25 protein-coding genes are annotated in these 24139 nt (G+C 68.2%); 8 read left to right on the forward strand and 17 right to left on the reverse strand.

Annotated elements, in window-relative coordinates; all coding sequences use genetic code 11:
* Positions 1-5 precede the first annotated feature (5 nt).
* Genes truB through pptH form a run of 3 tightly spaced genes read right to left on the reverse strand, consistent with a single transcriptional unit; the run spans position 6 to position 2526 of the window.
* The gene (gene truB / locus MJO54_RS14600; protein WP_065153163.1) at positions 6-896 is read right to left on the reverse strand and encodes a tRNA pseudouridine(55) synthase TruB; all 891 of its coding nucleotides are present in this window, start codon (positions 894-896) and stop codon (positions 6-8) included.
* A complete protein-coding gene (pptT, locus tag MJO54_RS14605) occupies positions 893-1564 on the reverse strand; it encodes a 4'-phosphopantetheinyl transferase PptT (protein ID WP_046284713.1) in 672 nt (223 codons plus the stop codon). Before pptT ends, truB begins: the two co-directional genes overlap by 4 nt.
* Entirely contained in the window at positions 1561-2526 is a 966-nt protein-coding gene (gene pptH / locus MJO54_RS14610; protein ID WP_064888621.1) for an ACP phosphodiesterase PptH, read from the reverse strand. The genes pptT and pptH overlap by 4 nt, the downstream gene beginning before the upstream one ends.
* A gap of 444 nt (positions 2527-2970) precedes the next feature.
* Between pptH and MJO54_RS14615 the strand changes: the two genes are divergently transcribed.
* Together MJO54_RS14615 and MJO54_RS14620 are read left to right on the forward strand one after the other, a co-directional pair.
* Positions 2971-3555: a DUF3558 domain-containing protein gene (locus MJO54_RS14615; protein ID WP_046284715.1), complete on the forward strand. Its 585-nt coding sequence runs from the start codon at positions 2971-2973 to the stop codon at positions 3553-3555.
* Positions 3556-3559: 4 nt separating this feature from the next.
* Positions 3560-5188: a CocE/NonD family hydrolase gene (locus MJO54_RS14620; protein ID WP_240175124.1), complete on the forward strand. Its 1629-nt coding sequence runs from the start codon at positions 3560-3562 to the stop codon at positions 5186-5188.
* On the opposite strand, the gene MJO54_RS14625 is transcribed toward MJO54_RS14620, so the two are convergent.
* Together MJO54_RS14625 and MJO54_RS14630 are read right to left on the reverse strand one after the other, a co-directional pair.
* Positions 5159-5896 carry a DUF5642 family protein gene (locus MJO54_RS14625; RefSeq protein ID WP_240175125.1) on the reverse strand — a complete coding sequence of 246 codons (738 nt, stop codon included), beginning with the start codon at positions 5894-5896 and terminating at the stop codon, positions 5159-5161. The two genes, MJO54_RS14620 and MJO54_RS14625, sit on opposite strands and share 30 nt — an antisense overlap.
* A 14-nt stretch (positions 5897-5910) precedes the next feature.
* The gene (locus MJO54_RS14630) at positions 5911-6234 is read right to left on the reverse strand and encodes a hypothetical protein (protein ID WP_240175126.1); all 324 of its coding nucleotides are present in this window, start codon (positions 6232-6234) and stop codon (positions 5911-5913) included.
* Between the two features lie 614 nt (positions 6235-6848).
* On the opposite strand from MJO54_RS14630, the gene MJO54_RS14635 reads away from it, so the two are divergent.
* Positions 6849-7157 (forward strand): hypothetical protein, encoded by a 309-nt coding sequence (locus MJO54_RS14635; protein WP_046284730.1) that lies wholly within the window; start codon positions 6849-6851, stop codon positions 7155-7157.
* 20 nt (positions 7158-7177) lie between these two features.
* On the opposite strand, the gene MJO54_RS14640 is transcribed toward MJO54_RS14635, so the two are convergent.
* Positions 7178-7729, reverse strand: coding sequence for a DUF1802 family protein (locus MJO54_RS14640; protein WP_046284718.1), 552 nt, complete (start codon positions 7727-7729; stop codon positions 7178-7180).
* A gap of 33 nt (positions 7730-7762) precedes the next feature.
* Here MJO54_RS14640 and MJO54_RS14645 point away from each other — a divergent pair, with 33 nt between their 5' ends.
* Complete coding sequence (locus tag MJO54_RS14645; RefSeq protein WP_240175127.1) at positions 7763-8518, forward strand: enoyl-CoA hydratase; 756 nt, start codon at positions 7763-7765, stop codon at positions 8516-8518.
* 60 nt (positions 8519-8578) lie between these two features.
* On the opposite strand, the gene MJO54_RS14650 is transcribed toward MJO54_RS14645, so the two are convergent.
* A complete protein-coding gene (locus MJO54_RS14650; RefSeq protein ID WP_165607696.1) occupies positions 8579-10303 on the reverse strand; it encodes a hypothetical protein in 1725 nt (574 codons plus the stop codon).
* A 214-nt stretch (positions 10304-10517) separates the two neighbouring features.
* On the opposite strand from MJO54_RS14650, the gene MJO54_RS14655 reads away from it, so the two are divergent.
* Positions 10518-10904: a hypothetical protein gene (locus MJO54_RS14655; protein WP_240175128.1), complete on the forward strand. Its 387-nt coding sequence runs from the start codon at positions 10518-10520 to the stop codon at positions 10902-10904.
* Between the two features lie 10 nt (positions 10905-10914).
* On the opposite strand, the gene MJO54_RS14660 is transcribed toward MJO54_RS14655, so the two are convergent.
* The 8 genes from MJO54_RS14660 to rimP form a co-directional block, all read right to left on the reverse strand.
* Positions 10915-11475, reverse strand: coding sequence for a sugar O-acetyltransferase (locus MJO54_RS14660; protein ID WP_109403043.1), 561 nt, complete (start codon positions 11473-11475; stop codon positions 10915-10917).
* 11 nt (positions 11476-11486) lie between these two features.
* Positions 11487-12803 (reverse strand): MATE family efflux transporter, encoded by a 1317-nt coding sequence (locus MJO54_RS14665; protein ID WP_240175129.1) that lies wholly within the window; start codon positions 12801-12803, stop codon positions 11487-11489.
* On the reverse strand, positions 12796-13788 hold the full coding sequence (locus MJO54_RS14670; protein WP_434085409.1) for a DHH family phosphoesterase: 993 nt from the start codon (positions 13786-13788) through the stop codon (positions 12796-12798). The genes MJO54_RS14665 and MJO54_RS14670 overlap by 8 nt, the downstream gene beginning before the upstream one ends.
* The gene (rbfA, locus tag MJO54_RS14675) at positions 13769-14248 is read right to left on the reverse strand and encodes a 30S ribosome-binding factor RbfA (RefSeq protein WP_064888629.1); all 480 of its coding nucleotides are present in this window, start codon (positions 14246-14248) and stop codon (positions 13769-13771) included. The genes MJO54_RS14670 and rbfA overlap by 20 nt, the downstream gene beginning before the upstream one ends.
* A complete protein-coding gene (gene infB, locus MJO54_RS14680) occupies positions 14248-17034 on the reverse strand; it encodes a translation initiation factor IF-2 (RefSeq protein WP_065153160.1) in 2787 nt (928 codons plus the stop codon). The genes rbfA and infB overlap by 1 nt, the downstream gene beginning before the upstream one ends.
* 66 nt (positions 17035-17100) lie before the next feature.
* Positions 17101-17391, reverse strand: a complete 291-nt coding sequence (locus MJO54_RS14685) for a YlxR family protein (protein ID WP_316252213.1) — start codon at positions 17389-17391, stop codon at positions 17101-17103.
* A gap of 262 nt (positions 17392-17653) precedes the next feature.
* On the reverse strand, positions 17654-18697 hold the full coding sequence (gene nusA, locus MJO54_RS14690; RefSeq protein WP_046285935.1) for a transcription termination factor NusA: 1044 nt from the start codon (positions 18695-18697) through the stop codon (positions 17654-17656).
* 46 nt (positions 18698-18743) lie between these two features.
* Complete coding sequence (gene rimP, locus MJO54_RS14695; RefSeq protein ID WP_240175131.1) at positions 18744-19277, reverse strand: ribosome maturation factor RimP; 534 nt, start codon at positions 19275-19277, stop codon at positions 18744-18746.
* Positions 19278-19505: 228 nt separating this feature from the next.
* Between rimP and MJO54_RS14700 the strand changes: the two genes are divergently transcribed.
* From MJO54_RS14700 to MJO54_RS14710, 3 genes are read left to right on the forward strand one after another with little or no spacing between them, the layout of a single operon-like run.
* Positions 19506-19979, forward strand: coding sequence for a hypothetical protein (locus MJO54_RS14700; RefSeq protein WP_434085446.1), 474 nt, complete (start codon positions 19506-19508; stop codon positions 19977-19979).
* Positions 19976-20434 (forward strand): ferritin-like domain-containing protein, encoded by a 459-nt coding sequence (locus MJO54_RS14705; protein ID WP_240175133.1) that lies wholly within the window; start codon positions 19976-19978, stop codon positions 20432-20434. Before MJO54_RS14700 ends, MJO54_RS14705 begins: the two co-directional genes overlap by 4 nt.
* Positions 20435-20472: 38 nt before the next feature.
* Positions 20473-20793 carry a DUF732 domain-containing protein gene (locus MJO54_RS14710; RefSeq protein ID WP_064888631.1) on the forward strand — a complete coding sequence of 107 codons (321 nt, stop codon included), beginning with the start codon at positions 20473-20475 and terminating at the stop codon, positions 20791-20793.
* Between the two features lie 13 nt (positions 20794-20806).
* Here the strand turns inward: MJO54_RS14710 and MJO54_RS14715 are convergent, their stop codons facing one another.
* Both MJO54_RS14715 and MJO54_RS14720 read right to left on the reverse strand, forming a co-directional pair.
* Positions 20807-22561, reverse strand: a complete 1755-nt coding sequence (locus MJO54_RS14715) for a proline--tRNA ligase (protein WP_065153159.1) — start codon at positions 22559-22561, stop codon at positions 20807-20809.
* Positions 22562-22613: 52 nt separating this feature from the next.
* Positions 22614-24107, reverse strand: coding sequence for an MFS transporter (locus MJO54_RS14720; protein ID WP_240175134.1), 1494 nt, complete (start codon positions 24105-24107; stop codon positions 22614-22616).
* Positions 24108-24139 lie beyond the last annotated feature (32 nt).

Below are 24139 nucleotides of genomic sequence, written 5' to 3' on the forward strand. Positions count from 1 at the left end.
GCGGACTATAGCGTCGCCGGCCGGATGACGACCACTGATTTGGTCCGCCTTCCCGAGTCCTCCAGCAGTGCGATCACCTGGCCGTCGGCGTCGGTTGCCGCGTAGATCCCGTCGATGCCTACCGGGGCCAACGGCCGGCCGTGGCTGACGTCGACTGCCTCGTCGACGCTCAGGTCCCGGCGCGGAAAAGTCTGCAGGCACGCCTCATCCAGGCTGTAGCTCAGCCGTGGGCTCTCCCCCAGTTCGTCGAGGGTGCGGGCCTGATCCAGCCCGAAGCTGCCGGCCCGGGTGCGCCGCAGCGCGGTCAGGTGTCCGCCCACCCCCAGCTCGTTGCCCACGTCTCGGGCCAGCGCCCGGATGTAGGTTCCCGCCGAGCAGTCCACCTCGACGTCCAGATCGACGAACGGCTCGTCGCGCCGCACCGCCAACAGCTCGAAGCGCTCGATACGCACCGGCCGGGCTGGCAGTTCGACGGCGTGACCTTCGCGGGCCAACTGATAGGACCGCTTGCCGGCGACCTTGATGGCGCTGACCGCCGAGGGCACCTGCGCGATATCGCCGCGCAGTCCGGCGATCGCCGCGGCGATCTGATCGTCGGTGATGTGCGTCGCCGAAGTCGTCTCCAGCACCTCGCCTTCGGCATCCTCGGTCGAGGTGGTCTGCCCCAACCGGATGGAGGCGGCGTAAGACTTCTGCGACGCGGTCAACAACCCCAGAATCTTGGTAGCCCGTTCGATGCCGATCACCAGCACCCCGGTGGCCATCGGGTCCAAGGTGCCGGCGTGGCCGACCTTACGAGTCCCGAAGAACCTGCGACACCGGGAAACGACGTCGTGGCTGGTCATTCCGGCGGGCTTGTCGACGATCACCAGGCCGGCCGGCGGGGGCGTGCTCACAGCACGATCGCCGTCAGCACCAGGCCGCCCGCCACCGACCAGCGTCCGCGCAGCTCTGTCAGCGGAGGTCCGGACAGCGCCGCGGGATCGATCAGGATGCGAGAGACGAACGCACCGGACGTTTCGTCAGTAAGAGTGAAAGTGATGTGGGCGTCCTCGAAGCCCAACCACCGCCTGGTCAGCGGGAACCACACCTTGTAGGTGGCTTCTTTGGCGCAGAACAGAATTCGGTCCCAATGCCTGTCTTGCGGCAGTGCTGCGAGTTCGTCACGTTCGACAGGCAGGCTGACCGCCTTGAGAACGCCGTCGGGCAGCACGTCGTGCGGTTCGGCGTCGATACCCACCGATCGCACGTCGCCACTGCGACCCACCACCGCACCGCGGAAGCCCGCGCAATGCGTCAGACTGCCGACAACGCCGGCGGGCCACGTGGGCTCGCCCTTGTCCCCCTTGAGAATCGGGACCGGCGGGTGCCCCAGCTCTTCCAACGCCAGCCGAGCGCAGTAGCGTGCCGTGATGAATTCGTTGCGGCGCTTGGCAACCGAACGGGCAACCAGCGGCTCTTCCTCGGGCAGCGGAGCCAGCCCGGGCGGATCGTCGTAGCGTTCGGCCCAGGCCAGCGAACCCGTCGGCGCTCCTTCAAGCACCTTGTCCAGCAGCTTGCTCATCGCGCCTGCCGCTGACGTAGCCGTTCGGCGAACTTCGCACTGGCCTCGCGCATCTCGTCGGTGATGGCGAAGTGGCCGCCGAACTCGTTGAGGTAGCCGGGCGGGTAGTGCGGCTCGGGCAGGATCTGGCGCAGCCACCGGTGCGGCTGACGGCGGCGCCATTCCCGCGGGTAGCCCACCGAGACCTCTTCGAAGCGCACGCCGTCGTAGTAGGTGGTGCGCGGGATGTGCAGGTGGCCGTAGACCGAACAGGTCGCGTTGTAGCGCGTATGCCAGTCGGCGGTTTCGACGGTGCCGCACCACAGCGAGAACTCCGGATAAAACAGTGCGTCGCAGGGCTGGCGCACCATCGGGAAATGGTTGACCAGCACGGTCGGGGTCATCCAGTCGAGGTCTTCGAGCCGCTTACGGGTGGCCACCACCCGGTCGCGACACCATGCGTCGCGGGTGCCGTAGGGCTCGGGCGACAGCAGGAACTCATCGGTGGCGACCACGTTGTTCTGCCGCGCAATGGCCAGACCCTCGGCCTTGCTCGTCGCTCCGGCCGGCAGGAACGTGTAGTCGTAGAGCAGGAACATCGGCGCGATGGTGGCGGGTCCACCCTGCTCGGTCCAGACCGGAAAGGGGTGCTCGGGGGTGATGACGCCCATCTGGTCGCACATGTCGACCAGATAGTCGTAGCGGGAACGGCCGAATATCTGCATCGGGTCCTTGTTGGTGGTCCACAGCTCGTGGTTTCCGGGGACCCAGATCACCTTCGCGAACCGCTTGCGCAGCAGATCCAGCGCCCAACGAATCTCGTCGGTGCGCTCCGCAACATCCCCGGCGACGATCAGCCAGTCGTCACCGGTGACCGGATGCAGCGCCTCGGTGATCGGCTTGTTGCCCAGGTGGCCGGTGTGCAAGTCAGAGATCGCCCACAGAGTTGGGCCATCTGCGGCCCTGCGCTCGTGGGTGGTCACGGGGATTCAGCGTAGCGGCGATCGCGAGAGCGGCGGAGCCGGGCGAAGCGGGTCGCCGCCATTTAGCCGAGCGGCGATCGCGAGAGCGGCGGAGCCGGGCGAAGCGGGTCGCCGCCATTTAGCCGAGCGGCGATCGCGAGAGCGGCGGAGCCGGGCGAAGCGGGTCGCCGCCATTTAGCCGAGCGGCGATCGCGAGAGCGGCGGAGCCGGGCGAAGCGGGTCGCCGCCATTTAGCCGAGCGGCGATCGCGAGAGCGGCGGAGCCGGGCGAAGCGGGTCGCCGCCACCAGCACCGCGGCGATCGCGAGAGCGGCCGGGCGAAGCGGGTCGCCGCCATCGGCACAGTGGGCATACAGAATTAGAACGTGTTCTCGCCTTCGGGGCAGTGGGCGGCGCCACAACTTGTACACTCCCGGCAGAACACCGGGCGGAAGCGAGGAGTGTCATGCTCACCAAACTGCGTCTTATCACCGCGCTGGGGGCGCTGGTGATGGCCGTCGTGATGGTCTGGCAACAGACACCTCCGAACGACGACGTCGCCGGCGGGCCCGGGGTACAGCTGCGCTCCACGGCGATTCCGCTGGCACCCCCGACGTCCTCGAGTAAAGCGGTCAATCTGACCAACCCGCGGCCCTTCGACGCCTGCGAGGACATTCCCTATGACGTCATCGCACAGTTGGGGTTGGCGTTCACGCCGCCCAAGCCGGTCGAGGGCGTGCGCTGCGAATTCGACGCCGGCAACTACCAGATGGCCGTTGAGACGTTTGTGTGGCGCAGCTACGACGAGTCGATTCCGGCCGACGCGATCGAGATGGACATCAACGGGCACCGGGCGGCGCAGTTCTGGGTGATGAAGCCCACCGAGTGGAACAACCGGTGGTGGTTCTCCTGCATGGTGGCGTTCAAGACCAGCTACGGGTTGATCCAGCAGTCGCTGTACTACTCGCCGGTGTACTCCAACCCGGACGTGGACTGCCCCACCGAGAACCTGATGCGCGCCCACCAGCTGGCCCCGCACTACAAGTACTGATCGCGTGGCCGCCACCAGCTCGCCGCGTCTGGCCGATGTTGTGGTGAACCGGGCGCTGCGGCGGCTGCCGCCGCCCACCACCGGCTACACCGTGCGTCGGGAGCAGGTCCCGATGCGCGACGGGGTCCAGCTGCGTGCCGACCACTACCAGCCGACCGGCGACGTGGCCGGCACCCTGCTGGTGCGCTGCCCTTACGGCCGCAAATTCCCATTCTCGCTGGTGTTCGCCCGGATGTACGCCGCCCGCGGCTACCGGGTGATTCTGCAGAGTGTGCGCGGCACCTTCGGCTCTGCCGGCGTGTTCGAGCCGATGGTCAACGAGGCCGCCGACGGCGCCGACACGGTGGCCTGGATGCGTACCCAGCCGTGGTTCACCGGGTCGTTCGGCACCATCGGGTTGTCGTATCTGGGCTTCACGCAGTGGGCGTTGCTGTCCGCCCCTCCGCCCGAGCTGAGTGCGGCGGTCATCACCGTCGGGCCGCACGATCTGTACCAGTCGACCTGGGGTGTGGGGTCATTCGCGTTGAACGACTTTTTGGGCTGGAGCCACATGATGGCCCACCAGGAGGCCCGTCCGCGGATCCGTGCCGGGCTGCAGCAGCTGACTGCGCAACGCCGGGTCAAACGCGCCGCGGCCGCACTGCCGCTGGGCTCGGCCGGCCGGGCCCTACTGGGCGGCGGCTCGCCCTGGTACGAGTCCTGGGTCGAGCACCCTGATCGCGATGACCCGTTCTGGGACAGGATGCGTTACCCGGTGGCGCTGGAGCAGACCCAGGTGCCGGTGCTGCTGCTCAGTGGCTGGCAAGACCTGTTCTTGGATCAAGCGCTGGCCCAGTTCCGGACGTTGCGCGACCGAGGAGCCGAGGTGGCGCTGACCGTCGGCCCGTGGACCCACACCGAGATGCTGACCAAGGGACTGCGCACCGTCACGGCGGAATCCCTGGACTGGTTAGGCACTCACCTGGCCGGCGCCGAGCGGCCGTCGCGGACCAGCCCGGTGCGCGTCTGCGTCACCGGCTGCGGGGGCTGGCGTGAGTTTCCGGATTGGCCGCCCGAGCCGACGGACCGAAGCTGGTGGTTGCAGCCCGGCGGGCGCCTGGGCGACTCCCCCGTGGCCGACGGTACGACAGACTCGGCGAGCTTTCACTACGACCCGGCCGACCCCACGCCCACGGTGGGCGGTCGGCTGCTTGCCCCCGGTGGCGGTTATCAGCGCGACGACGTATTGGCGCGCCGTCGCGACGTGCTGACCTTCACCGGGCAGCCGCTGACCGAGGATGTCGACGTGCTCGGCAGCCCGGTGGTGGAACTGGCGCATTCCAGTGACAACCCAAACGTCGACGTGTTCGTCAGGGTCAGCGAGGTGGACTCCCGCGGACGCTCACGCAATGTCAGCGATGGCTATCGTCGGCTCAACCAGTCCTCCGGGGCGGTCCGTATCGACCTCGACCAGATCGCCCACCGATTCGCGGTCGGCTCCCGCATCCGGCTGCTGATCGCCGGCGGCTGTCATCCCCGGTTCGCACGCAACCTGGGCACCGACGAACCCGCGATCAGCGGCGCCGCTCAGCGACCGGCTACGCACACCGTCCAGCTGGCCGGCTCACGATTGCTGCTGCCCGCGGACCGCTGAAACGGCCTTGATCAGCAGGTCTGACATCAGTCTTTGCGGGTCCAGCTGCGCATCCGCACTGCCCATGACGACGACCGACGTTCGATCGTCGAGCGCCGCCGTGTACAGGTAGTCGGGATCCTCCTCGGGGCCCTCGACGCTCAGCTTCACCCCGGTCGTGGTGACGCCGGCGATGGCAGGGGCCGGGATACGCTCCACGGTCCCGGTCGCCTCCGGCGAACCGGCCAGCGAGATCCGATCACAACCCGCCGGTTCAGCCTCAACCGCAACGGGATTGGGTGATCGCAAAGCGACAACGTACATGTTGCCCTGATCTCCCTGCCCGATCACGCCGGCAGCTTCGGTGCCGACCGTCGGATCGACATTCGGCGGGATGACCACCGACCTGCACTGCGACGGATCCACCTGGGCGTCGGTGAACGCCGCTACCGCGGACCCGTCGATGTCGGACTGCCCCAGCGTCTTAGCTGGGTGCGCCTGCGCCGTGAAGCCTTGCGGAAAGTCGTCGGCGACGGCGCCGACTCGTGAGATGTCGTAGGGTGCCGGGCTGGGCTCGGCGGCGGGATTCTGGGACGCAACCGGACTCGCCGCGGGAGCGACTTCGGTGCTCGCGCCGCACCCGGCGAGGGTTGCCCCTACGCCGAGTGCGGCCGCAAGTACCAGTCCGGGTTTGACGCTAAGCCGCCTACCGCGGTCTAAACGTGGCATGACCGAAGCCCCGATCACCACCACCACCACCAGCGATGCCACAGGTGATGGTGGCGCCACCAGTGGTGGCCCCACCACTGCGGCATTGGTGCCATACGTAGGTCGGTGGCGAACACGGTGTCCGCCGGTGCGCGGTCGATACCGAGGCGGTTTCCTACCCCGGTCGGAAGGCCGACCTGGTTCCCGGCCACCTGGACGGTGGCAGGCGGTGGTGCCGCAACCTCCCCCGGGGAGGCCTGCGCCGGTCCCGCGGGGCCGACCAAAAGCTCGCCGGCGATTGTGCCGGCACTGATCGCTCCGGCTGCCACGCGTCGGCACGAATTCCGCGAAATCAACATGATTTCCTCTCCCTCGTCAAGATTCCCGAAATTATCTTGATATTCGCAGAGTAGCACCGGCGAAGGCCGCTGAACAACTGTCGGATTGACAATTTTTTTGCGCTCCGCATTTTTCATGCCGAACGCGCTACGCCTATCTCAGCACCACCTATCATCGCTGGTCAATAGCCATCTACTGATCTACTGAACCACTGATCTACGGATATCCGTATTTAATGTAATCATGACCGATCTACCGTATCTAACATTTCTCTAATCCTGCATTGATAATGCGGCAAACAATTGCCATCGACTGAATTTGCGCGAGTCCGATCTGGCAGCGGGCTGCAAGCGCGGCAACGTGCTGGCCGACGCCAAGGCCAGTCTGTGAAACCCGCAGCGGACGGCTGTACCGAAACGGGCTCATCGCCAATATCACCGGCTCGGGCATCGCCGTCGTCGCGCAGTGGTCCGGCGCACTCGCTGGCCAGCTGCGCAACGCCATCGCTGAAGCGAAGGCCCACTGAATTGCCACCGCGGAGCGCAGGCCACGACGGATGCCGGTCGCGACGGTTGACGGGTTACGCTGGCCTGAGTACCAGGGTGAGGTTCCACCGCAACCGAAGGTCTACACAATGAGCACTGCCAGCGATTCCCTCAATAACCGCGGTATCGGCGCCCCGGCCACCGGCTGGGCATCGACTCGCGACACGGGGATGAAGCCGACTGAGCCAATCCCGCTGCGTCAGACTCGAACCCGCCGCACGGTCGATCTCTCGCCGGCCCAACATCGCGGGCTCGACCTCTGGCAACGCGACGCCGCCGACCGGGTGGGATGTGCTCGCATTACCGGGCAGGAAGTCATGACGGCGCTGATCGACCAACTGCTCGCCGACCCGGAACTCTCGGCACAGATCATTCGGACCCTGCGGTCGCGGCGGTAGACCAGACCTCGTCGAGTTCTTCAGCCGACGGTGTCGCGGACCCGGGCGGTCACCGACTCGAGCTGTTCGGCGGTGAACACCGGGGCACCCAACTCCGGGTCGGCGATCGGTAGCTGCACCCAGCTGGCGCAGCCGGCATACTCGGGGCTGCGCGGCAGCCGCATCGGTGTCGCCAGCGGGAACACCTGGATCACCAGCGCCGTCAACCGATGTTTGGGCCGGAAATCCAGCCGATCGGCGCGCACCGATTCAGCGGTCCAGATGTGTAAGTCCGCAATGTCCTCCAGCGCCTCGGGCCGCTCGACGGGCAGCGTCGCAACGACTTTCGCAGCGGCTCGAACCACAATGTACTCAGCGGTGGAATCAGCGGCGGCCGGCGCGAGCAGATCGCGATGTTCGGGACGGACCCGCTCGGCGTGGCTGTGTACCGATGTCGGGAACAGCAGGAACTCGTCGGCGCTGACATCGAAGCGCTTCTCGTGAATGCCGCCTTTGCGCAGCAGGATTCGTTGCCGGCCGGCCAGCAGCGCAGCAACGACAGCGCTCCACTCCTTCAACGCCACACCGTGCATTCCGCCCAGCGTAGCCGGGGCTACGGTGAACCGGTGAGCGACGACATTCTGCTGGTTAAGACACAGGACCGCATCCGCACCCTTACCCTCAACCGCCCGCAGGCCCGCAATGCGCTGTCCGGCGCGTTGCGTGCGGCCATCTTCAGCGCGCTGGCCGATGCTGACACCGACACGGACGTCGACGTGCTGATCCTGACGGGTACCGATCCGGTGTTCTGCGCCGGGTTGGACCTCAAGGAGTTCGGCGAATCCACTGGACTGACAGACATTTCCCCACAGTGGCCAACGATGACCAAGCCGGTGATCGGTGCTATCAACGGTGCGGCAGTCACCGGCGGGCTGGAGTTGGCGCTGTACTGCGACGTCCTGATCGCCTCGGAGCAGGCCCGATTCGCCGACACCCACGCCCGCGTCGGATTGCTGCCATCGTGGGGACTCAGTGTCCGACTCCCCCAGAAGGTCGGCGTTGGCTTGGCCCGCCGAATGAGCCTGACCGGCGATTACCTGTCGGCGGCCGACGCGCTGCGGGCCGGGCTGGTCACCGAGGTGGTTCCCCACGTCGAGCTGCTGCCCGCGGCGCTGCGGGTGGCGGCGTCGATCGTCGGCAACAACCAGGCCGCGGTGCGTGCGCTGCTGGCCTCCTACCACCGCATCGACGAGTCGCAGACCGCCACCGGGCTGTGGATGGAGGCGATGGCAGCCAAGCAGTGGTTGCAGACCGTCACCGGAGCCGACGTCGCCGCCAACCGGGCGGCCGTGCTGGAGCGTGGCCGAGCCCAGGTGCAGTGACGAAACACGTCCCGGACGGCGCTTGCGCACCGCCCGGGACGTGTTTGTTGAGGCGAACTGCTAGAAGTCGAGCCCCAGGAAGGCAGCGCCCGGGTCCATCAAGGCCGAGGCGTCGAAGCCACCGAACAACCCGCTCAGGTCGAAGTCGCCGAACGGGGTGACGAACGTGTCGGTGATGGTGCTGTCAGCGCCGTCCAGCCCGGGAATGGCGGAGTAGACGTTGGCGAAACCGCCGCCGAGGTTCAAAACGCTGTACACCGAGCCGATCTCGGGCAGGTCCGCTGCGTCGCCGTCACCGGGCGTCACACCGTCGATGACAAACTCGGTGGTGGTCAGGCCCAACAACTGGGTGACGGTCTCCTGCGCATGCGCGGTGCCGAGCAGCTCGGTGCCGTCGTAGATGTTGAAGTCCTGCGACGTGATCGGGAGCGGGAAGTAGGTGCCCCCAAGGTCGACACCCGGGGTGCCGCCGCCGATGTTGAGGAACGGCAGCGCACCGACGGTCTGAAAGACCGGCGTGAACCCCGAGGCGGCGTCGGCTCCGGACCCGGTGAACGGGTCGAAAGTGGTGCCGCCGATGGTGAAGGCGTCCTCACCCACGGCACCGTTGCTCAGGGCACCGAATGCGGCTCCCGGGTCCATCGAGATCCCGGTGGCCATGCCGCTGAACAACCAGCTCAGGTCCATGCTGCCGAACGGGGTCACGAACGTGTCGGTGACGGTGCCGTCCTCGCCCGGGGTGGCGACGTAAACGTTCGCGAAACCGCCGCCGAAGTTGAACGCGTCGTAGATCGTCCCCGCGGCCGGCAGGCCGTCGCCGGTGTCCGAGCCGTCGGTGACGACGAGCTGGGTGTTGGTCATGCCCAACAGGTTGGTCACGTCCACCGCGGTGTTGATGGTGCCGATCTGAGTGGCGTCGTCGCCGGTACCGCTGTAAACGTGAAAGTCCTGGGAGGCCAGCCCATTGCCTTGGTGGCTCGGGTCACCCAACGATGCTCCGCCGATCGCCAACAGCGGCGCCGCGCCGCCGAGCGCAATGATCGGCGCAAAACCCTCCACCGCAGAGTCGCCCGCGCCGGTGAATGGGTCCAGCGTGAGGCCACCGATGGCGAAGGCGTCCTCGCCACCTCCCGACGCCCCAGCCTGCAGTGCGGCGAACGCGTCGCCCGGCTGCAGCGGGTCCGCCGCATTGAAGCCGGCGAACATCGAGCTCAGGTCCATGCTGCCCCAGGGCGTCACGAAGGTATCGGTGACTGTGCCGTCCTCACCGGGGGTGGCCACGTAGACGTTCGCAAAGCCACCGCCGAAGTTGAAGACGTCATAGACCGAACCCGTGACCGGCAGATCCGCCGCCGAACCACCGGATGCGGCGGTGACATCGGTGATGGTGAACTGCGTGTTGGACAGACCCGCCAGATTGGTCACGACCACGCTGGAATTGACGCTGCCCAGGCTGGTGCCGTCGGCACCGTACACCTCGAAATTCTGGGGAGCGGTGGGCAGCAGACCACCAGGGCTGCCGCCGCCCAAGGTCAGCAGAGGCGCGGAGCCGGTGAGCGGGTGAACCAGGGAGAACCCCTCCGCACCGGTGGCCTCGTTGAAGGGATCAAACGTGTAGCCGCCGATCGTGAAGGCGTCCGCACCGGTGGCACTCGGCGCGACGACATCGTCACCCGGGGCCGCTACGGCGACCGCCGCCTGCAAGAACGCCGCAGTAAGCAGCCCACCCCCGGTGGCCAGACCTGCGGCGATCAGTCGGTAATGCATCATTGTGCGCTTCCCCATCTCCGTCGATTTCCCAAGCCAATGGGTTACACCGCCAGTGCCAGGCGTGTGCAACTGGTAACAACGCGCAGAACGCTACCCGCGAGTAACCTAAATGTATAGATAGGCTGTGTAGGATTTTCCTGTCAATAAGCTGGACAAATGGAACGCCGCCGGGCGCTCGGGCACGGTTACCCTGAGACAGCAAACCGGACGGACCCAGGTGGACTCAGCCGTGACACAGAACTATCCGCCCCATCTCCCGTGGCCCTACGGCAACGTCGCGCCGCCGCGTCGGCGACCCGGCGAGGTCATCGCCGCAACGCTGCTGGCGGTGCTGCTGCTCCTGACGTGCGGGCTGGGTTTGATCTATTCAATGTTCGCCGGGATGGCGACCGACGTGTGCTCCAGTAGCCATCGTTGCGACTACAACCTGATCAACGGGGCATACCTGGTGGCCTGGGGCGGCATTGGCGCAGCCGTGCTCACCACCCTGGCGGGCATGGGCGTCGCCGCACGCCGAGGCAGCCGCATGGTCGTTTGGCCGGCAGTGGGCTGGCTGACCTTCGTGGTCACCTACGTGGCCGGCGGCTTCCTGTTGAACGCCGGAGTGAGCGGCTGAGACTCGTCGGCTAGCCGATCGGCCGGAGGATCCGGCACGGATTTCCGGCCGCGAGCACGCCGGCCGGCAAATCGCGGGTCACCACGCTGCCGGCCCCCACCACCGTGTCGGCTCCGATCGTCACGCCGGGGCACACGATCACCCCAGCCGCCAGCCACACGTTGTCGCCAAGGGTGATCGGAGCGGCCGATTCCCAGCCGGCCCGCCGTGCATCGACGTCATCGACGGGATGCAGCGCCGTCAGTAGCTGGGCGCGCGGTCCGATCGACACATGGTCCCCGATGGTGATGGGCGCGCAGTCCAGAAAGACCGCGTCGTAATTGATGAAACAGTTGGCGCCGATACTGATGTATATCCCGTAGTCACAAGAGAATCGGGGCAAAAGCTCTGAGTTCGCCCCGAAGGATCCGAGCAGTTCGCCCAGCAGCTCACGGCGGGTGTCATCGTCGTCTGGACCGGTGGCGTTGAACGCCGCCACCACTTGCTGACATGCCCGCCGGCCGGCGACCAGGTCCGGGTCGTCGGGCCGATACAGCGCCCCGTGCAGCATCCGCTCTCGCTGACCGCTCACGCCAGCCGATCCTACGGCCGTCCGGCTCGCACCCAGTGCCCAGACAATGCCCGCCACCCGACGAACAGCAATCGCAGCACCAGGGAAGCGGTCAGTCCCGACCAGATTCCGGCCAGCCCCCAGCCGAAGGCCAACGACAGCCACACCAGGGGCAGGAAACCGACCAGCGCGCTTATCACCGTGGCAGTACGCATGAACGCCGTGTCACCCGCTCCCAGCAAGACACCGTCGAGAGCGAAAACAATTCCGGCAATGGGCAATTGGGCTACCAGAAACCACCACGGCACCCCGATCGCGGCCAGCACCGCATCATCGTTGGTGAACAATCCCGACAGGAGGCGCGCACCGAGTGCCAAGACCCCTGCCAGCACGAGCGCGGCGGCCGCGGAGAACACCGTGACCCGGCCGGCCACCGCCTTGGCGTGTCGGACGTCGGAAGCACCCAGCGCCGCACCCACTAACGCCTGCGCGGCGATCGCCAGCGAATCGAGTGCCAAGGCCAGGAAGTTGAACAGCTGCAAAACGATCTGATGAGCAGCCAACGCCGCGGCCCCGAATCGCGCCGCGACCGCGGCGGCCGAGACGAAGCTGGCCTGAAATGCCAGCGAGCGTGCGATCAGATCGCGCCCCATGACCAGTTGCGCCCGCAGCACGCCGCCATCGAGCTTGCACGACACCGGTTCGCAGCGCAGTGCACGCAGGAACAACAGCGCGGCAAGCCACTGGCCCACACAGTTGGCCACCGCCGAGCCGGCCAGACCCCAGCGCGGCATGCCCAGCCCGCCGAAGACCAGCAGCGGGCACAACAACGCCGAAAGCGCGAAGCCCGCAACCACATAGCGTGGCGGCCGCGCCGTGTCCTGCACCCCGCGCAGCCATCCGTTGCCTGCCAGCGACACCAGAATTGCCGGTGCACCAAAAATGGCGATCCGCAGCCACGACCACGCGGCCTGCGCGATGCTCTCACTTCCGGCGATGGCCGAGACCAGGGGCTCCCCCACCACCTGCACCACCAGCACGACGAGCAATCCCAGGCCAAGAGCCAGCCAGGTGGCCTGTACCCCCTCGGCGACCGCGGCGGAGCGATCGCCGGCACCGAAGTGCCGCGACGATCGCGCCGTCGTTCCATAGGACAGGAAGGTGGCCTGCGAGGCGACCAGACTCAGCACCATCCCGCCGATCGCCAGACCGGCCAGGCCCAGGGCGCCGAGCCGGCCGACCACCGCGGTGTCGAACAACAGGTACAGCGGTTCGGCGGCCAACACCACCAGCGCCGGCAGGGCCAGCGCTGCGATGCGCTTGGTCCCGGCTCCGGAATCGTCAGCCAAGGCCGGCAACCAGCGCGGCAACCACGTCCGCTGCCGTGCCGGTGACCGTGTATCCGGCGGCCAGCCGATGCCCGCCGCCGCCGAACGCCACCGCCACGGCGCTCAAGTCCACCGCCGACTTGGCACGCATCGACACCGCCCAGCATCCCGGCGCGGTCTCCTTGAACACCGCCGCCACCTCGGCCTGCGCGGTGGTGCGCACGATGTCGACGATGCTCTCCACCTCCTCGGGCCGCGCCGCAGTCCACTCGGCATGGTCGACCACCGCGTAGACCAGCCCGAGCCCACCCGCCGCATCCGGCAGCAGGCGCGCGCCCGCCAGCACCCGCGACAGCATCGTCAGCCAACCGAACGGGTGGGTGTCCATGACGGCCCGGGCGACCGCTGCATTGTCGACTCCGGCTTCCACCAGCCGCGCTGCCAGCCGATGCGCGCGGGGACTGGCCCACCGGAACGACCCGGTGTCGGTGGCCAGCCCCGCATACAGGCAGTGCGCTACGTCCGCATCGATCGCCTCACCCCAGGCGTCGATCAGTTCAGCCACCATCATCGTGGTCGAATCCGCTGACGCGTCAACGTAATTGGCAGTGCCGAAAAACTGATTCGACGCATGATGGTCGATCACCAGCAGCTCGCGTCCGAATGCCAGCTGCCCCAGCTCCCCGAGCCGATCCGGGCTGGAGACGTCGACGGTCACCACCAGGTCGACGTCGCGACGCATCACGTCGGCACCGACCAGCAATTCGCCGCCCGGCAACGACTGCAGCGACTGCGGCAACACCGCCGGCCGGGCGAAACTGACTTCGACCGCCTTGCCGCGCCGTCGCAGAACCGAGGCCAGCGCCAGCCCCGCACCGATGGTGTCGGCGTCGGGGTGCACATGGCAGATCACCGCCAGCGTGCTCGCGCCCGCCAGCAGTTCCACGGCCCCGGCGGCGTCGACCCGCCGGCCCGTGGGCAGCGGGTCAGTCGCCCGACTGGTCACCGTCACCGCTGTCGTCGGCGCCCGCTTGTCCAGGCGCCTCGCGATACGGGTTGGCATCCCCGACCGGTTTCTTGCCCTCCCGTATCCGGGCCAGGTCGGCGTCGGCGGCTTGTGCTGCGGCCAGCAATTCCGACATCCGATGGGCGGCGTCGGGCACGGTGTCCCGCACGAACGTCAGGGTCGGAGTGAACCGCACCCCAGTGCCTGCACCCACCTTGGACCGCAGCACCCCCTTGGCGCCCTCCAGCGCGGCAGCGGCACCGCCGTAGTTGGGGTCGTCGTCCAGGGATCGGCCCAGCACCGTGTAGTACAGGGTCGCGTCGTGCAGGTCAGCGGTCACCTTCGCGTCGGTGATCGTCACGCCGGCCAGCCGCGGATCCTTGATCTCATACTCGATCGCCGAGGCGACAATCGTGGAGATCCGCTTGGCCAGCCGGCGTGCGCGTGCCGGATCAGCCACTACGTCCGAGCCTTCTCGACGAGCTCGTAGGCCTGGATGATGTCGCCTTCCTTGATGTCGTTGTAGGTCAGCGTCAGACCACACTCGTAGCCGTCGCGGACCTCGGTGACATCGTCCTTCTCCCGCCGCAGCGAGGAGATCGTGACGGTCTCGGCGATGACCACGTTGTCGCGCAGCAACCGCGCCTTGGCGTTGCGGCGGATGAGGCCGGAGGTGACCAGGCAGCCCGCGATGTTGCCCACCTTGGAGGAGCGGAACATGGCGCGAATCTCGGCACGCCCCAGCTCCTTCTCCTCGTAGATCGGCTTGAGCATGCCCTTGAGCGCGCTCTCGATCTCTTCGATGGCCTGGTAGATGACCGAGTAGTACCGGATCTCCACACCCTCGCGATTGGCCAGCTCGGTGGCCTTGCCCTCCGCACGCACGTTGAACCCGATGATGATCGCGTCCGACGCCGATGCCAGGTTGACGTTGGTCTCGGTGATGCCACCGACACCGCGGTCGATCACCCGCAGCTGCACCTCGTCGTCGATCTGGATTCCCATCAAGGCCTCTTCCAGCGCCTCGACGGTACCGGCGTTGTCGCCCTTGAGGATCAGGTTCAGCTGGCTGGTTTCCTTCAGCGCCGAGTCCAGGTCCTCCAGCGAGATCCGCTTGCGCGAGCGCGCCGCCAGCGCATTGCGCTTCCGCGCGCTGCGCTTGTCGGCGATCTGGCGAGCAATGCGGTCCTCGTCGACCACCAGCAGGTTGTCGCCGGCGCCCGGCACCGAGGTGAACCCGATGACCTGGACGGGCCGCGACGGCAGCGCCTCTTCCACGTCGTCGCCGTGCTCGTCGACCATGCGCCGCACCCGGCCGTAGGCATCGCCGGCGACGATCGAGTCGCCGACCCGCAGCGTGCCGCGCTGGATCAGCACGGTGGCCACCGGACCGCGGCCGCGGTCCAGGTGAGCCTCGATCGCCACACCCTGGGCTTCCATGTCGGGGTTGGCCCGCAGGTCTAGGGCGGCGTCGGCGGTCAGCAGCACCGCCTCTTCCAGGGCCGCGATGTTGGTGCCGTTCTTCGCGGAGATGTCGACGAACATGGTGTCGCCACCGAAGTCCTCGGCAACCAGGCCGTATTCGGTGAGCTGCCCGCGGATCTTGGCCGGGTCGGCACCTTCCTTGTCGATCTTGTTGACCGCCACCACGATCGGCACGTCGGCGGCCTGGGCGTGGTTGATCGCCTCCACCGTCTGGGGCATCACACCGTCATCGGCGGCCACCACCAAGATCGCGATGTCGGTGGCCTTGGCACCACGGGCACGCATGGCGGTGAACGCCTCGTGACCCGGGGTGTCGATGAACGTGATCAGACGCTCGGAGCCGTCGAAGTCGACCGACACCTGGTAGGCGCCGATGTGCTGGGTGATGCCGCCGGCCTCGCCCTCGCGGACGTTGGCCTTGCGGATGGTGTCGAGCAGTCGGGTCTTGCCGTGGTCGACGTGACCCATGACGGTCACCACCGGCGGCCGGCTCTGCAGGTCTTCCTCGTCTCCTGAATCTTCTCCGTAGGAGAGGTCGAAAGACTCCAGCAGCTCGCGGTCCTCGTCCTCAGGCGAGACGACCTGCACCACGAAGTTCATCTCGCTGCCGAGCAGCTCCAGCGTCTCGTCGCCCACCGACTGGGTGGCGGTGACCATCTCACCGAGGTTGAACAGCGCCTGCACCAGGGCAGCCGGGTTCGCGTCGATCTTCTCGGCGAAGTCGCTCAGCGATGCGCCGCGGGCCAGCCGGATGGTCTCGCCGTTGCCGTGCGGCAACCGCACACCACCGACCACCGGGGCCTGCATGTTCTCGTACTCGGCGCGTTTCGCCCGCTTCGACTTGCGTCCGCGCTTGGGTGCACCGCCGGGACGACCGAAGGCACCGGCCGCACCACCGCGCTGGCCGGGACGACCGCCGCCGCCACCACCGCCGGGACGACCCCGAAAACCTCCGGCGCCGGCGCCTGCGGGACCGCCGCCACCGGGACCGCCGGCACCGCCGCCGCGGTAGTTACCGCCCGGACCGCCGCCGGGACCGCCCGGACGGCCGCCGGGGGCACCGGGTCGGCCACCGCCACCGGGACGAGGCGGACCGCCGGGACGTGCCGGGCGCCCCTGCGCGCCGAAGTTGCTGGAGCGTCCGGGCATGTTGCCCGGTGTCGCGCCGCCGCCGGGGCGCGGCATGCCGGGCCGGGGCGCTCCGCCTGGGCGGGGCGCCTGCGGGTGCGGACGCGGGATGGCGCGTTCGACCGGCTGTGCCGAGGAGAACGGGTTGTTGCCGACGCGCGGGGTGCGGGCGCCGGGCTTGGGACCCGGTGCCGCCGGCCGGGGGCCGGGAGCGGGCGGAGCCGCCGGGGACGGCGCTGCAGCTGCCGGCGGCGGGGTCGCGGCCGCGGGCGCTGCCGGAGCCGCCGGAGCTGCGGGAGCCGCCGGGGCCGCCGGCTTTGCGGCGGGAGCCGCGGGCTTTGCGGCCGCACCGTCAGCCGCAGGGGCCGGCGCCGGTGCCGGTGCCGGCTTCGCCGGTCCCGGGGTCGCCGCCGGGGCCGGAGCGGCCTTGGCGGGCGCCGGGGCCGCGGGCGCTTCGGCCTTCGGCGCGGGCTTGCCGCCGCCGAAGGACTCGCGCAGCCGCCGCGCGACGGGGGCTTCCACAGTTGAGGATGCCGACTTGACGAATTCGCCCTGCTCGCTCAGGCGGGCGAGAACTTCCTTGCTGGTGACACCGAGTTCCTTGGCCAACTCGTGTACGCGGGCCTTTGCCACTACATCTCCTGTCTATGAGGCGACAGCGGTGGTGGGCCGCGCCTCGGGTTTAGCTATGACGCATGGTCATCGGGACTTCACGGTGTGCTCATGTTCTTCGCTACCTGTTCTGTTGCCCGGGGCGGTGAGCCGATCTTCGAATCCTTCGAAGTACTCCTCCACCCCGGATACATCCGGGGAACCGCTGATCCGCAGCGCGCGCACGAATGCCCGTCTCCGAATCGCCGCGTGCAGGCATTCCGATGCGGGATGCAACCACGCACCCCGCCCCGGTTGGTTGCCCGCGCGGTCAATGATCACGGCGCCGTTGCCGCTCTCCGTTGACACCGCGACCACCCGAAGCAATTCGACGGTCAACGCACGTTTCCGGCATCCGACACACGTGCGCACCGGTCCATCTGGGGAACGGTGCGTCCGCGAGGCGGTTGTCGAAGTCTCGCGCTGGATCACGGCTCAGTCTACCCATACAACGGCGATGACCCGAACCACCCGAATCCGAACCCGGCGGTTCAGCGAGGCTCGACGCAGGAGAGCCGAAGCTGGAACCGCCGCATGAACCCGGCAGTGCACTACTGGCCCGCTGGTCGCGTCCCGCTCAGTGCCCTTGGTCGCGTTCCGCTCATGCTTCGTGCGCCACGCCCTGACCGGCCTCACGCTCGGCGCCATTGGCGCCGGGCTCCGGGACATCGCTGCGGATATCGATGCGCCAGCCGGTCAGCCGGGCCGCCAGCCGGGCGTTCTGGCCTTCCTTGCCGATGGCCAAGGACAGCTGGAAGTCCGGCACCACCACGCGCGCGGCCCGGGCAGCCTGGTCGATCACGGTCACCGACATCACCTTGGCGGGTGAGAGCGCGTTGCCGACGAAGCGCGCCGGGTCCTCGTCGTAGTCGATGATGTCGATCTTCTCGCCGGCCAGTTCGCTCATCACGTTGCGCACCCGCTGGCCCATCGGGCCGATGCAGGCGCCCTTGGCGTTGAGCCCGGGAACCTGCGAGGCCACCGCGATCTTGGATCGGTGGCCGGCCTCGCGGGCGACCGCGACGATCTCCACCGACCCATCCGCGATCTCGGGGACCTCCAAGGCGAACAGCTTGCGCACCAGGTTCGGGTGGGTACGCGACAGCTCGATCCGCGGTTCGCGCAGGCCCCGAGTCACACCGATCACGTAGCAGCGCAGTCGGTCGCCGTGGTCGTAGGCCTCACCGGGCGCCTGCTCGGCGGGCCGGATGACGCCGTCGAAGCCCTTGGCCTCGGTTCCGAGTCGCACCACGATGACGCCGCGCGCATTCTCCCGGGCGTCACGCTGGACGACCCCGGCAACGATGTCGCCCTCCCGCGCCGAGAACTCGCCGTAGGCCTTCTCGTTCTCGGCATCCCGCAGCCGCTGCAGGATCACCTGACGGGCCGTGGTCGCCGCGATACGCCCGAAGCCCTCGGGCGTGTCGTCGTATTCGCTGATCACGTTGCCGTCGTCGTCGATCTCGCGAGCCAGCACCCGCACCACGCCGGTCTTGCGGTCGACATCGATCACCGCGTCGGCCTGATGGCCTTCGGTGTGTCGGTACGCGGTGAGCAACGCCGATTTGATCGTGTCCACGACCACGTCAACCGAGATGCCCTTGTCTGCCTCGATCGCATGCAGCGCGGCCATGTCGATGTTCATTGGCGCCACTCCTCTCCGTCGCTACGTCCCACATCGCCGGCGCAGTTCATACTCCGGCCTCCGTTCCCGCCCCGGGGGCCTTGATGCCCGCCAACTCCAACTCACGTTCGCTCGGCGGCGAGAATTCGACTTGCACCACCGCTCGAGTGATTTCGCTCAGTGGCAGCCGGCGACGGTTCCAGTCCCGCCCGGCACGCACCACCAGGGTCAGGATGTCGTCATCGACGACGCCCACTCGACCGGTCAGACCCGACCCGTCGGACAACGTCAGGTCAACTTTGCGACCGTGCGCACGCCGAAAATGCTTCGCGGAGGTCAGCGGCCGGCCCACGCCGGGCGAGCTGACCTCGAGCACGTATTGGCTGTCGAATTCCAGGGTGTCGAGCAATTCCGACGCCGAGCGGGCCAACGCCGCGGCCGTGTCCAGGTCCAATGGGGTGTCGCCGTCGGCGACCACGGTGATTCGCGGCAGCGGGTCCTGATCGTCGACGACGACGTCTTCGATCTCGAATCCGGCGCGGGTGAACTCAGCATCGAGCAGCTCGATCACCTGTGTCTGGGAAGGTAGCCCGGTGGCCACGGCGAGCTCCTCATCTTGAGTTGTTCAGTCGGCGCGTTCCCACGCGCCAGGCGCGGCCGGGAACCAATTATCAACGATACGCCGTGGGAAACACAGCCACAGCAAACCCGCAAAAGCGCCCGTCAGCGTACCTTGGCCCGCTCGCGGCCACGTCGTGTCCCTGCCGCACAGTCGCAATGGCAGGATGTCAGGGTGCCCGGCCCCCTGTCCGCCATCGACCGACGGCGCATGCTCACCGGTGCCGGCATGCTTGCCCTGTTGGCGGTTGCGGCGCCGGCCTGCAGCTCGGCTCCAACGGCGCCCGTCGTCGACGACCTGGAGGCACAACGACAGCTGGCACTGCGCGACAGTGAGCTGGCCACCGCAGCCGCCACGGCACTGACCGACCCGGAGTCCAAGGCGCTGGCCGCTGCACTGGATCAGGTGTCGCAGGAGCGAACCGACCATGCCCGAGCGCTGGCAGCCGAGATCGCCCGCGCCGCCGGAAAGACGCCGGCGGACGAGATCGAAACCACCACACCCAGCGCTGAGCCGGATGCGCCCGCTCCGAGCGTCTCGCAGGTGGTCAATGCGTTGCGGGCCGCCGCCGACAGCGCCGGGAAGCTGGCGGTGGCCTCGTCGGGTTACCGGGCCGGGCTGCTGGCCTCCATCGCCGCGGCCTGCACGGCCTCCTATGCAGTTGCCCTGGTGACGCAGGCATGACATCTCCCGTACCCCGCCCGGCGTCGGGCCCCGACACGGCCCTGATCGATGCCCTTGCCACCGAATACGGAGCCGTCTACGGCTACGGGCTGGTATCGGCGTACTCGCTGCCGGAATACAACGATCTGGTGGTCACCACCATCCGTCAGCACCGCGAGCGCCGGGACCGCACCATCGCGATCCTGACCGGCCGCTCGGTTGCCGTCCCGCCCGCCGCGGCCGGATATCAGGTGCCAATGCCGGTGACCACCTCCAACGATGCCCTGCGGCTGGCGGTCCGGATGGAGAACGACACCGCGGCGGCCTGGCGCGCAGTCGTCGAACAGGCCAGCGATGCCGCCGACCGGGAATTCGCGGCGACCGCGCTCGGCCAGAGCGCCGTGCTGGCCGCGCACTGGAACCGCGCGCTGGGCAATTGGCCGATCACCCAGGCCTTCCCTGGCGGCCAGGATTGAGCGAGACTGAGCACGATCCAGCGAAGGGAGCAGCGGTGATGTCGGTGCGCAAGCGTGGTGTCCTGATCGCGACGGCAATCGCAGCGGGGGCGATGCTGGGAGCGGCGCCGGCCATCGCCTGGCCGATCCCCTACACCGCCGAGGACATCAGGTATCTCGACGCGACCCGCGGCAACTTCCCCGGTGACGACGATCAGCTCCTGCTGGCCGGAAAGCAGGTGTGCCGGCAGCTCTACACCGGCCAGTCCGCGGGCGCGGTGACCGACCAGGTCGCCGCACAATACGGGGCCAGCCCGGAGCAGGCCGCGACCGTGGTCCGCGCGGCGCGCAACACCATGTGCACCCAGGCACCGGGCTAAATCAGCCTGGGGCTTACCGGTTCTCGGCGCGGACCGCGTCCAGGATCTGCCCGGCCAACTCCGCACCGACGGCCAGCTCGCGGGTCTCCCCGGAGAAGCGGTCGCGCAGTTCGACAACGCCGTCGGCCCAGCCGCGCCCCAGCACGACGATCCACGGCACCCCGAGCAACTCGGAGTCTTTGAACTTCACCCCCGGGGAGGCCTTCCGGTCGTCGAACAGCACCTCCAGACCAAGCCGGTCCAGTTCAGCGGCCAGCTCGGTCGCGCCCGCGCGTGCGGCGTCGTCCTTGTTGGCGACCACCACGTGGACGTCGAACGGGGCGACCTGCGAGGGCCAGCGCAGGCCCAGCTCGTCGTGCTGCTGCTCGGCGATGACAGCCACCAGCCGGGAGACGCCGACGCCGTAGGAACCCATGGTGAGCCGCACCGGACGACCATCCTCGCCGAGCACGTCGACCGCAAACGCATCGGTGTACTTGCGGCCGAGCTGGAAGATGTGGGCGATCTCGATGCCCCGGGCGCTGACCAGCGGGCCGGCCCCATCCGGTGACGGGTCCCCGTCGCGGACCTCGGCGGCCTCAATCGTGCCGTCGGCGTGGAAGTCACGCCCGGCGACCAGCCCCACGACGTGCTTGCCGGGGGCGTCGGCGCCGGTGATCCAGCTGGTGCCGTCCACCACACGCGGGTCGACCAGGTAACGCACCCCGTTGTCCTGCAGCGCCTTCGGACCGATGTAGCCCTTCACCAGGAACGGGTGTTTGGCGAAATCGCCGTCGCCGAGCAAGGCGTACTCGGCGGGTTCGAGCGCCGCGCCGAGCCGCTTCTCGTCGATCTCGCGGTCGCCGGGGACCCCGATGCCCAGCAACTCCCACTCACCGTCGGGCTGGCGGACCTTGAGCAGCACGTTCTTCAGGGTGTCGGCGGCGGTGACCGTACGGTCCAACGCGCCGTTGGCCCAGTCCACCAGGGTGGCGATCGTCGGGGTGTCGCCGGTGTCGTGAACCTGCGGCTCGGCCAAGCCGTCGACCGGTTGCGGCTCGGGACGGGCTGTGGTCACCGCTTCGACGTTGGCGGCATAGCCGGACTCGAGGCAGCGCACGAAGGTGTCTTCACCGACCGCGCTCTCGGCGAGGAATTCCTCGGAAGCCGATCCGCCCATGGCGCCCGACACCGCGGAGACGATCACATACCGCACACCGAGCCGGTCGAAGATCTTCTGATAGGCCACCCGGTGCGCGTCGTAGGCGGTGGCCAGACCGGCGTCGTCGACGTCGAAGGAATAGGAGTCCTTCATGACGAATTCGCGGCCGCGAAGGATGCCGGCCCGCGGCCGCGCCTCATCGCGGTACTTGGTCTGGATCTGATACAGCACCACCGGGAAGTCCTTGTAGGAGTTGTACTCCCCCTTGACTGTCAGGGTGAACAGTTCCTCGTGGGTGGGACCCAGCAGGTAGTCGTTGTCGCGGCGGTCCTTGAGCCGGAACAGGCTGTCGCCGTACTCGGTCCAGCGGTTGGTGGTCTCGTAGGGTGCGCGCGGCAGCAGCGCCGGGAACAGGATCTCCTGGCCGCCGATGGCGTTCATCTCCTCGCGGACCACTCGCTCGATGTTGCGCAACACTCGCAGACCGAGCGGCAGCCAGCTGTACAGACCGGGTGCGATCGGCCGGATGTAGCCGGCCCGGATCAGCAGCTTGTGGCTGGGGACTTCGGCATCGGCGGGGTCGTCGCGCAGGGTGCGAAGGAACAATTCGGACATCCGGGTGATCACAGCCGGAGAGCCTATCTTCAGCCGAGAGGAGGCGCGGACTTGCCCGGCACCCCTACAGCTCCCCCGCCTCCACGGCCTCGCGGGTGTGCTGGGCCCGGGCGATCTGGTCGGCCGAGAACCTGATGAACAGCGCCGCCGCACCCACCAACACGGCGATCGCGGCAACCCACAGCAGCGAATAGGTGTAGCCGTGGCCGAGCGCATCCAGCTCGCTGTCGGTCATGTTCTTCACCGGGCCGGTGGTGCCGCCCAGGTACAGCGTTCGGGAGGTCTGCACGGCCTGGACGATCACCAGCACCACCGGGCCGCCCAAGTTGTAGACCATCAAGGTGACCGCCGACACCGGGCCGATCTCGCGCGGGCCGACGTCGGCGACCGCGCACAGCGGCAGCACCACCGAGATCACGCCGATGCCGAAGCCACCGACCACGAACAGCATCACCAGATCGGGGATGTACGGCACGCTGCGGTCCAGCGTCGACCCGAACAGCATGGCGGCCCAGACCAGGCTGCCGGCCCCGATGATGAGCCAGCGCGGCGCGATCAGCGCCGCGGCCCAGCTGGTCACCAGGTTGCCGACGCCCATGGCCACCGCAAACGGGATGAAGCAGACCCCGGCGCGCAGGGCCGAGTAGCCCAGCACGTCCTGAACCAGTAGCCCGATCATCACACTCACCGTGAGCATCACCCCGCCGGCCATGAAGTACGCCACGAAGGTGGCGACCCGGCTGGGGTTGTCGAACACCGCGGCCGGTACCAGCGGGTTGGCGGCGTTGCGTTCGACAAACAGGAAAGCCAGCAGGAACAGCGCCGCCGCGACCCCGGCGCCGATCACCCACGGGCTTGCCCAGCCGTGGGGCGGGCCCTGGGTGAACACCAGCACCGCAGCGGTGCACCCGCCGGTGGCCAGCAGCGCCCCGGTGAGGTCGAGGCGGAGCCGTTCGGTGTTGGTCTCGGTCAGCCGCGTCACGGCGATGGCCACGATGGCGATCCCGATGGGGATGTTGATCAGAAACGCCAGCCGCCACGAGATGACGGTGAGGGCGCCGCCGAGCACCAGGCCCATGACCGAGCCGATGCCCTGCATGGCGGCCGACACCGCCATCGCTTGGTTCCGGGCCCGGCCGGCCGCGTAGGTGGTCGCGATGAGCGCCAGGCCGGTCGGTGCGGCAACTGCGGCGCCAATGCCCTGGACCGCCCGGGCGGCGATCAAGGTGGCGGAGTCGGTGGCCACGCCGCAGACCAGCGAGGCGATCGTGAACAACCCGACCCCGGAGACGAACGCCCGCTTCTGTCCGATGGCGTCGCCCACCCGGCCGCCGAGGAGCAACAGGCCGCCGAAGGTCAGTACGTAGGCGGTGATGACCCAGCTCTTGGCGGCGTCGGACAGATCAAGGTCGGCCTGCATCCGCGGCAACGCCACTATGACGATGGTGCCGTCCAGCGTCGACATCAGTTGCATGCCGGTGATCGCCACTATGGCGATGCCGAGCACGTTGGACGACAACGACCGGCCGGCCGACTGGGATTCCCCCGGCGCGGCCATAGCAGGTGAGCTTAGCTACCGACGCCCCCTTC

The organism is Mycolicibacter virginiensis, assembly GCF_022374935.2.
Taxonomy (GTDB): domain Bacteria; phylum Actinomycetota; class Actinomycetes; order Mycobacteriales; family Mycobacteriaceae; genus Mycobacterium; species Mycobacterium virginiense.

Excerpts from the sequence above, each read along its gene's own strand:
- pptT (WP_046284713.1), bottom strand. The coding sequence starts at position 1,564 with ATGAGCAAGCTGCTGGACAAGGTGCTTGAAGGAGCGCCGACGGGTTCG.
- MJO54_RS14615 (WP_046284715.1), top strand. The coding sequence starts at position 2,971 with ATGCTCACCAAACTGCGTCTTATCACCGCGCTGGGGGCGCTGGTGATG.
- MJO54_RS14625 (WP_240175125.1), bottom strand. The coding sequence starts at position 5,896 with ATGCCACGTTTAGACCGCGGTAGGCGGCTTAGCGTCAAACCCGGACTG.
- MJO54_RS14630 (WP_240175126.1), bottom strand. The coding sequence starts at position 6,234 with ATGTTGATTTCGCGGAATTCGTGCCGACGCGTGGCAGCCGGAGCGATC.
- MJO54_RS14635 (WP_046284730.1), top strand. The coding sequence starts at position 6,849 with ATGAGCACTGCCAGCGATTCCCTCAATAACCGCGGTATCGGCGCCCCG.
- MJO54_RS14640 (WP_046284718.1), bottom strand. The coding sequence starts at position 7,729 with ATGCACGGTGTGGCGTTGAAGGAGTGGAGCGCTGTCGTTGCTGCGCTG.
- MJO54_RS14650 (WP_165607696.1), bottom strand. The coding sequence starts at position 10,303 with ATGGGGAAGCGCACAATGATGCATTACCGACTGATCGCCGCAGGTCTG.
- nusA (WP_046285935.1), bottom strand. The coding sequence starts at position 18,697 with ATGAACATCGACATGGCCGCGCTGCATGCGATCGAGGCAGACAAGGGC.
- MJO54_RS14700 (WP_434085446.1), top strand. The coding sequence starts at position 19,506 with ATGCTCACCGGTGCCGGCATGCTTGCCCTGTTGGCGGTTGCGGCGCCG.
- MJO54_RS14705 (WP_240175133.1), top strand. The coding sequence starts at position 19,976 with ATGACATCTCCCGTACCCCGCCCGGCGTCGGGCCCCGACACGGCCCTG.
- MJO54_RS14710 (WP_064888631.1), top strand. The coding sequence starts at position 20,473 with ATGTCGGTGCGCAAGCGTGGTGTCCTGATCGCGACGGCAATCGCAGCG.
- MJO54_RS14720 (WP_240175134.1), bottom strand. The coding sequence starts at position 24,107 with ATGGCCGCGCCGGGGGAATCCCAGTCGGCCGGCCGGTCGTTGTCGTCC.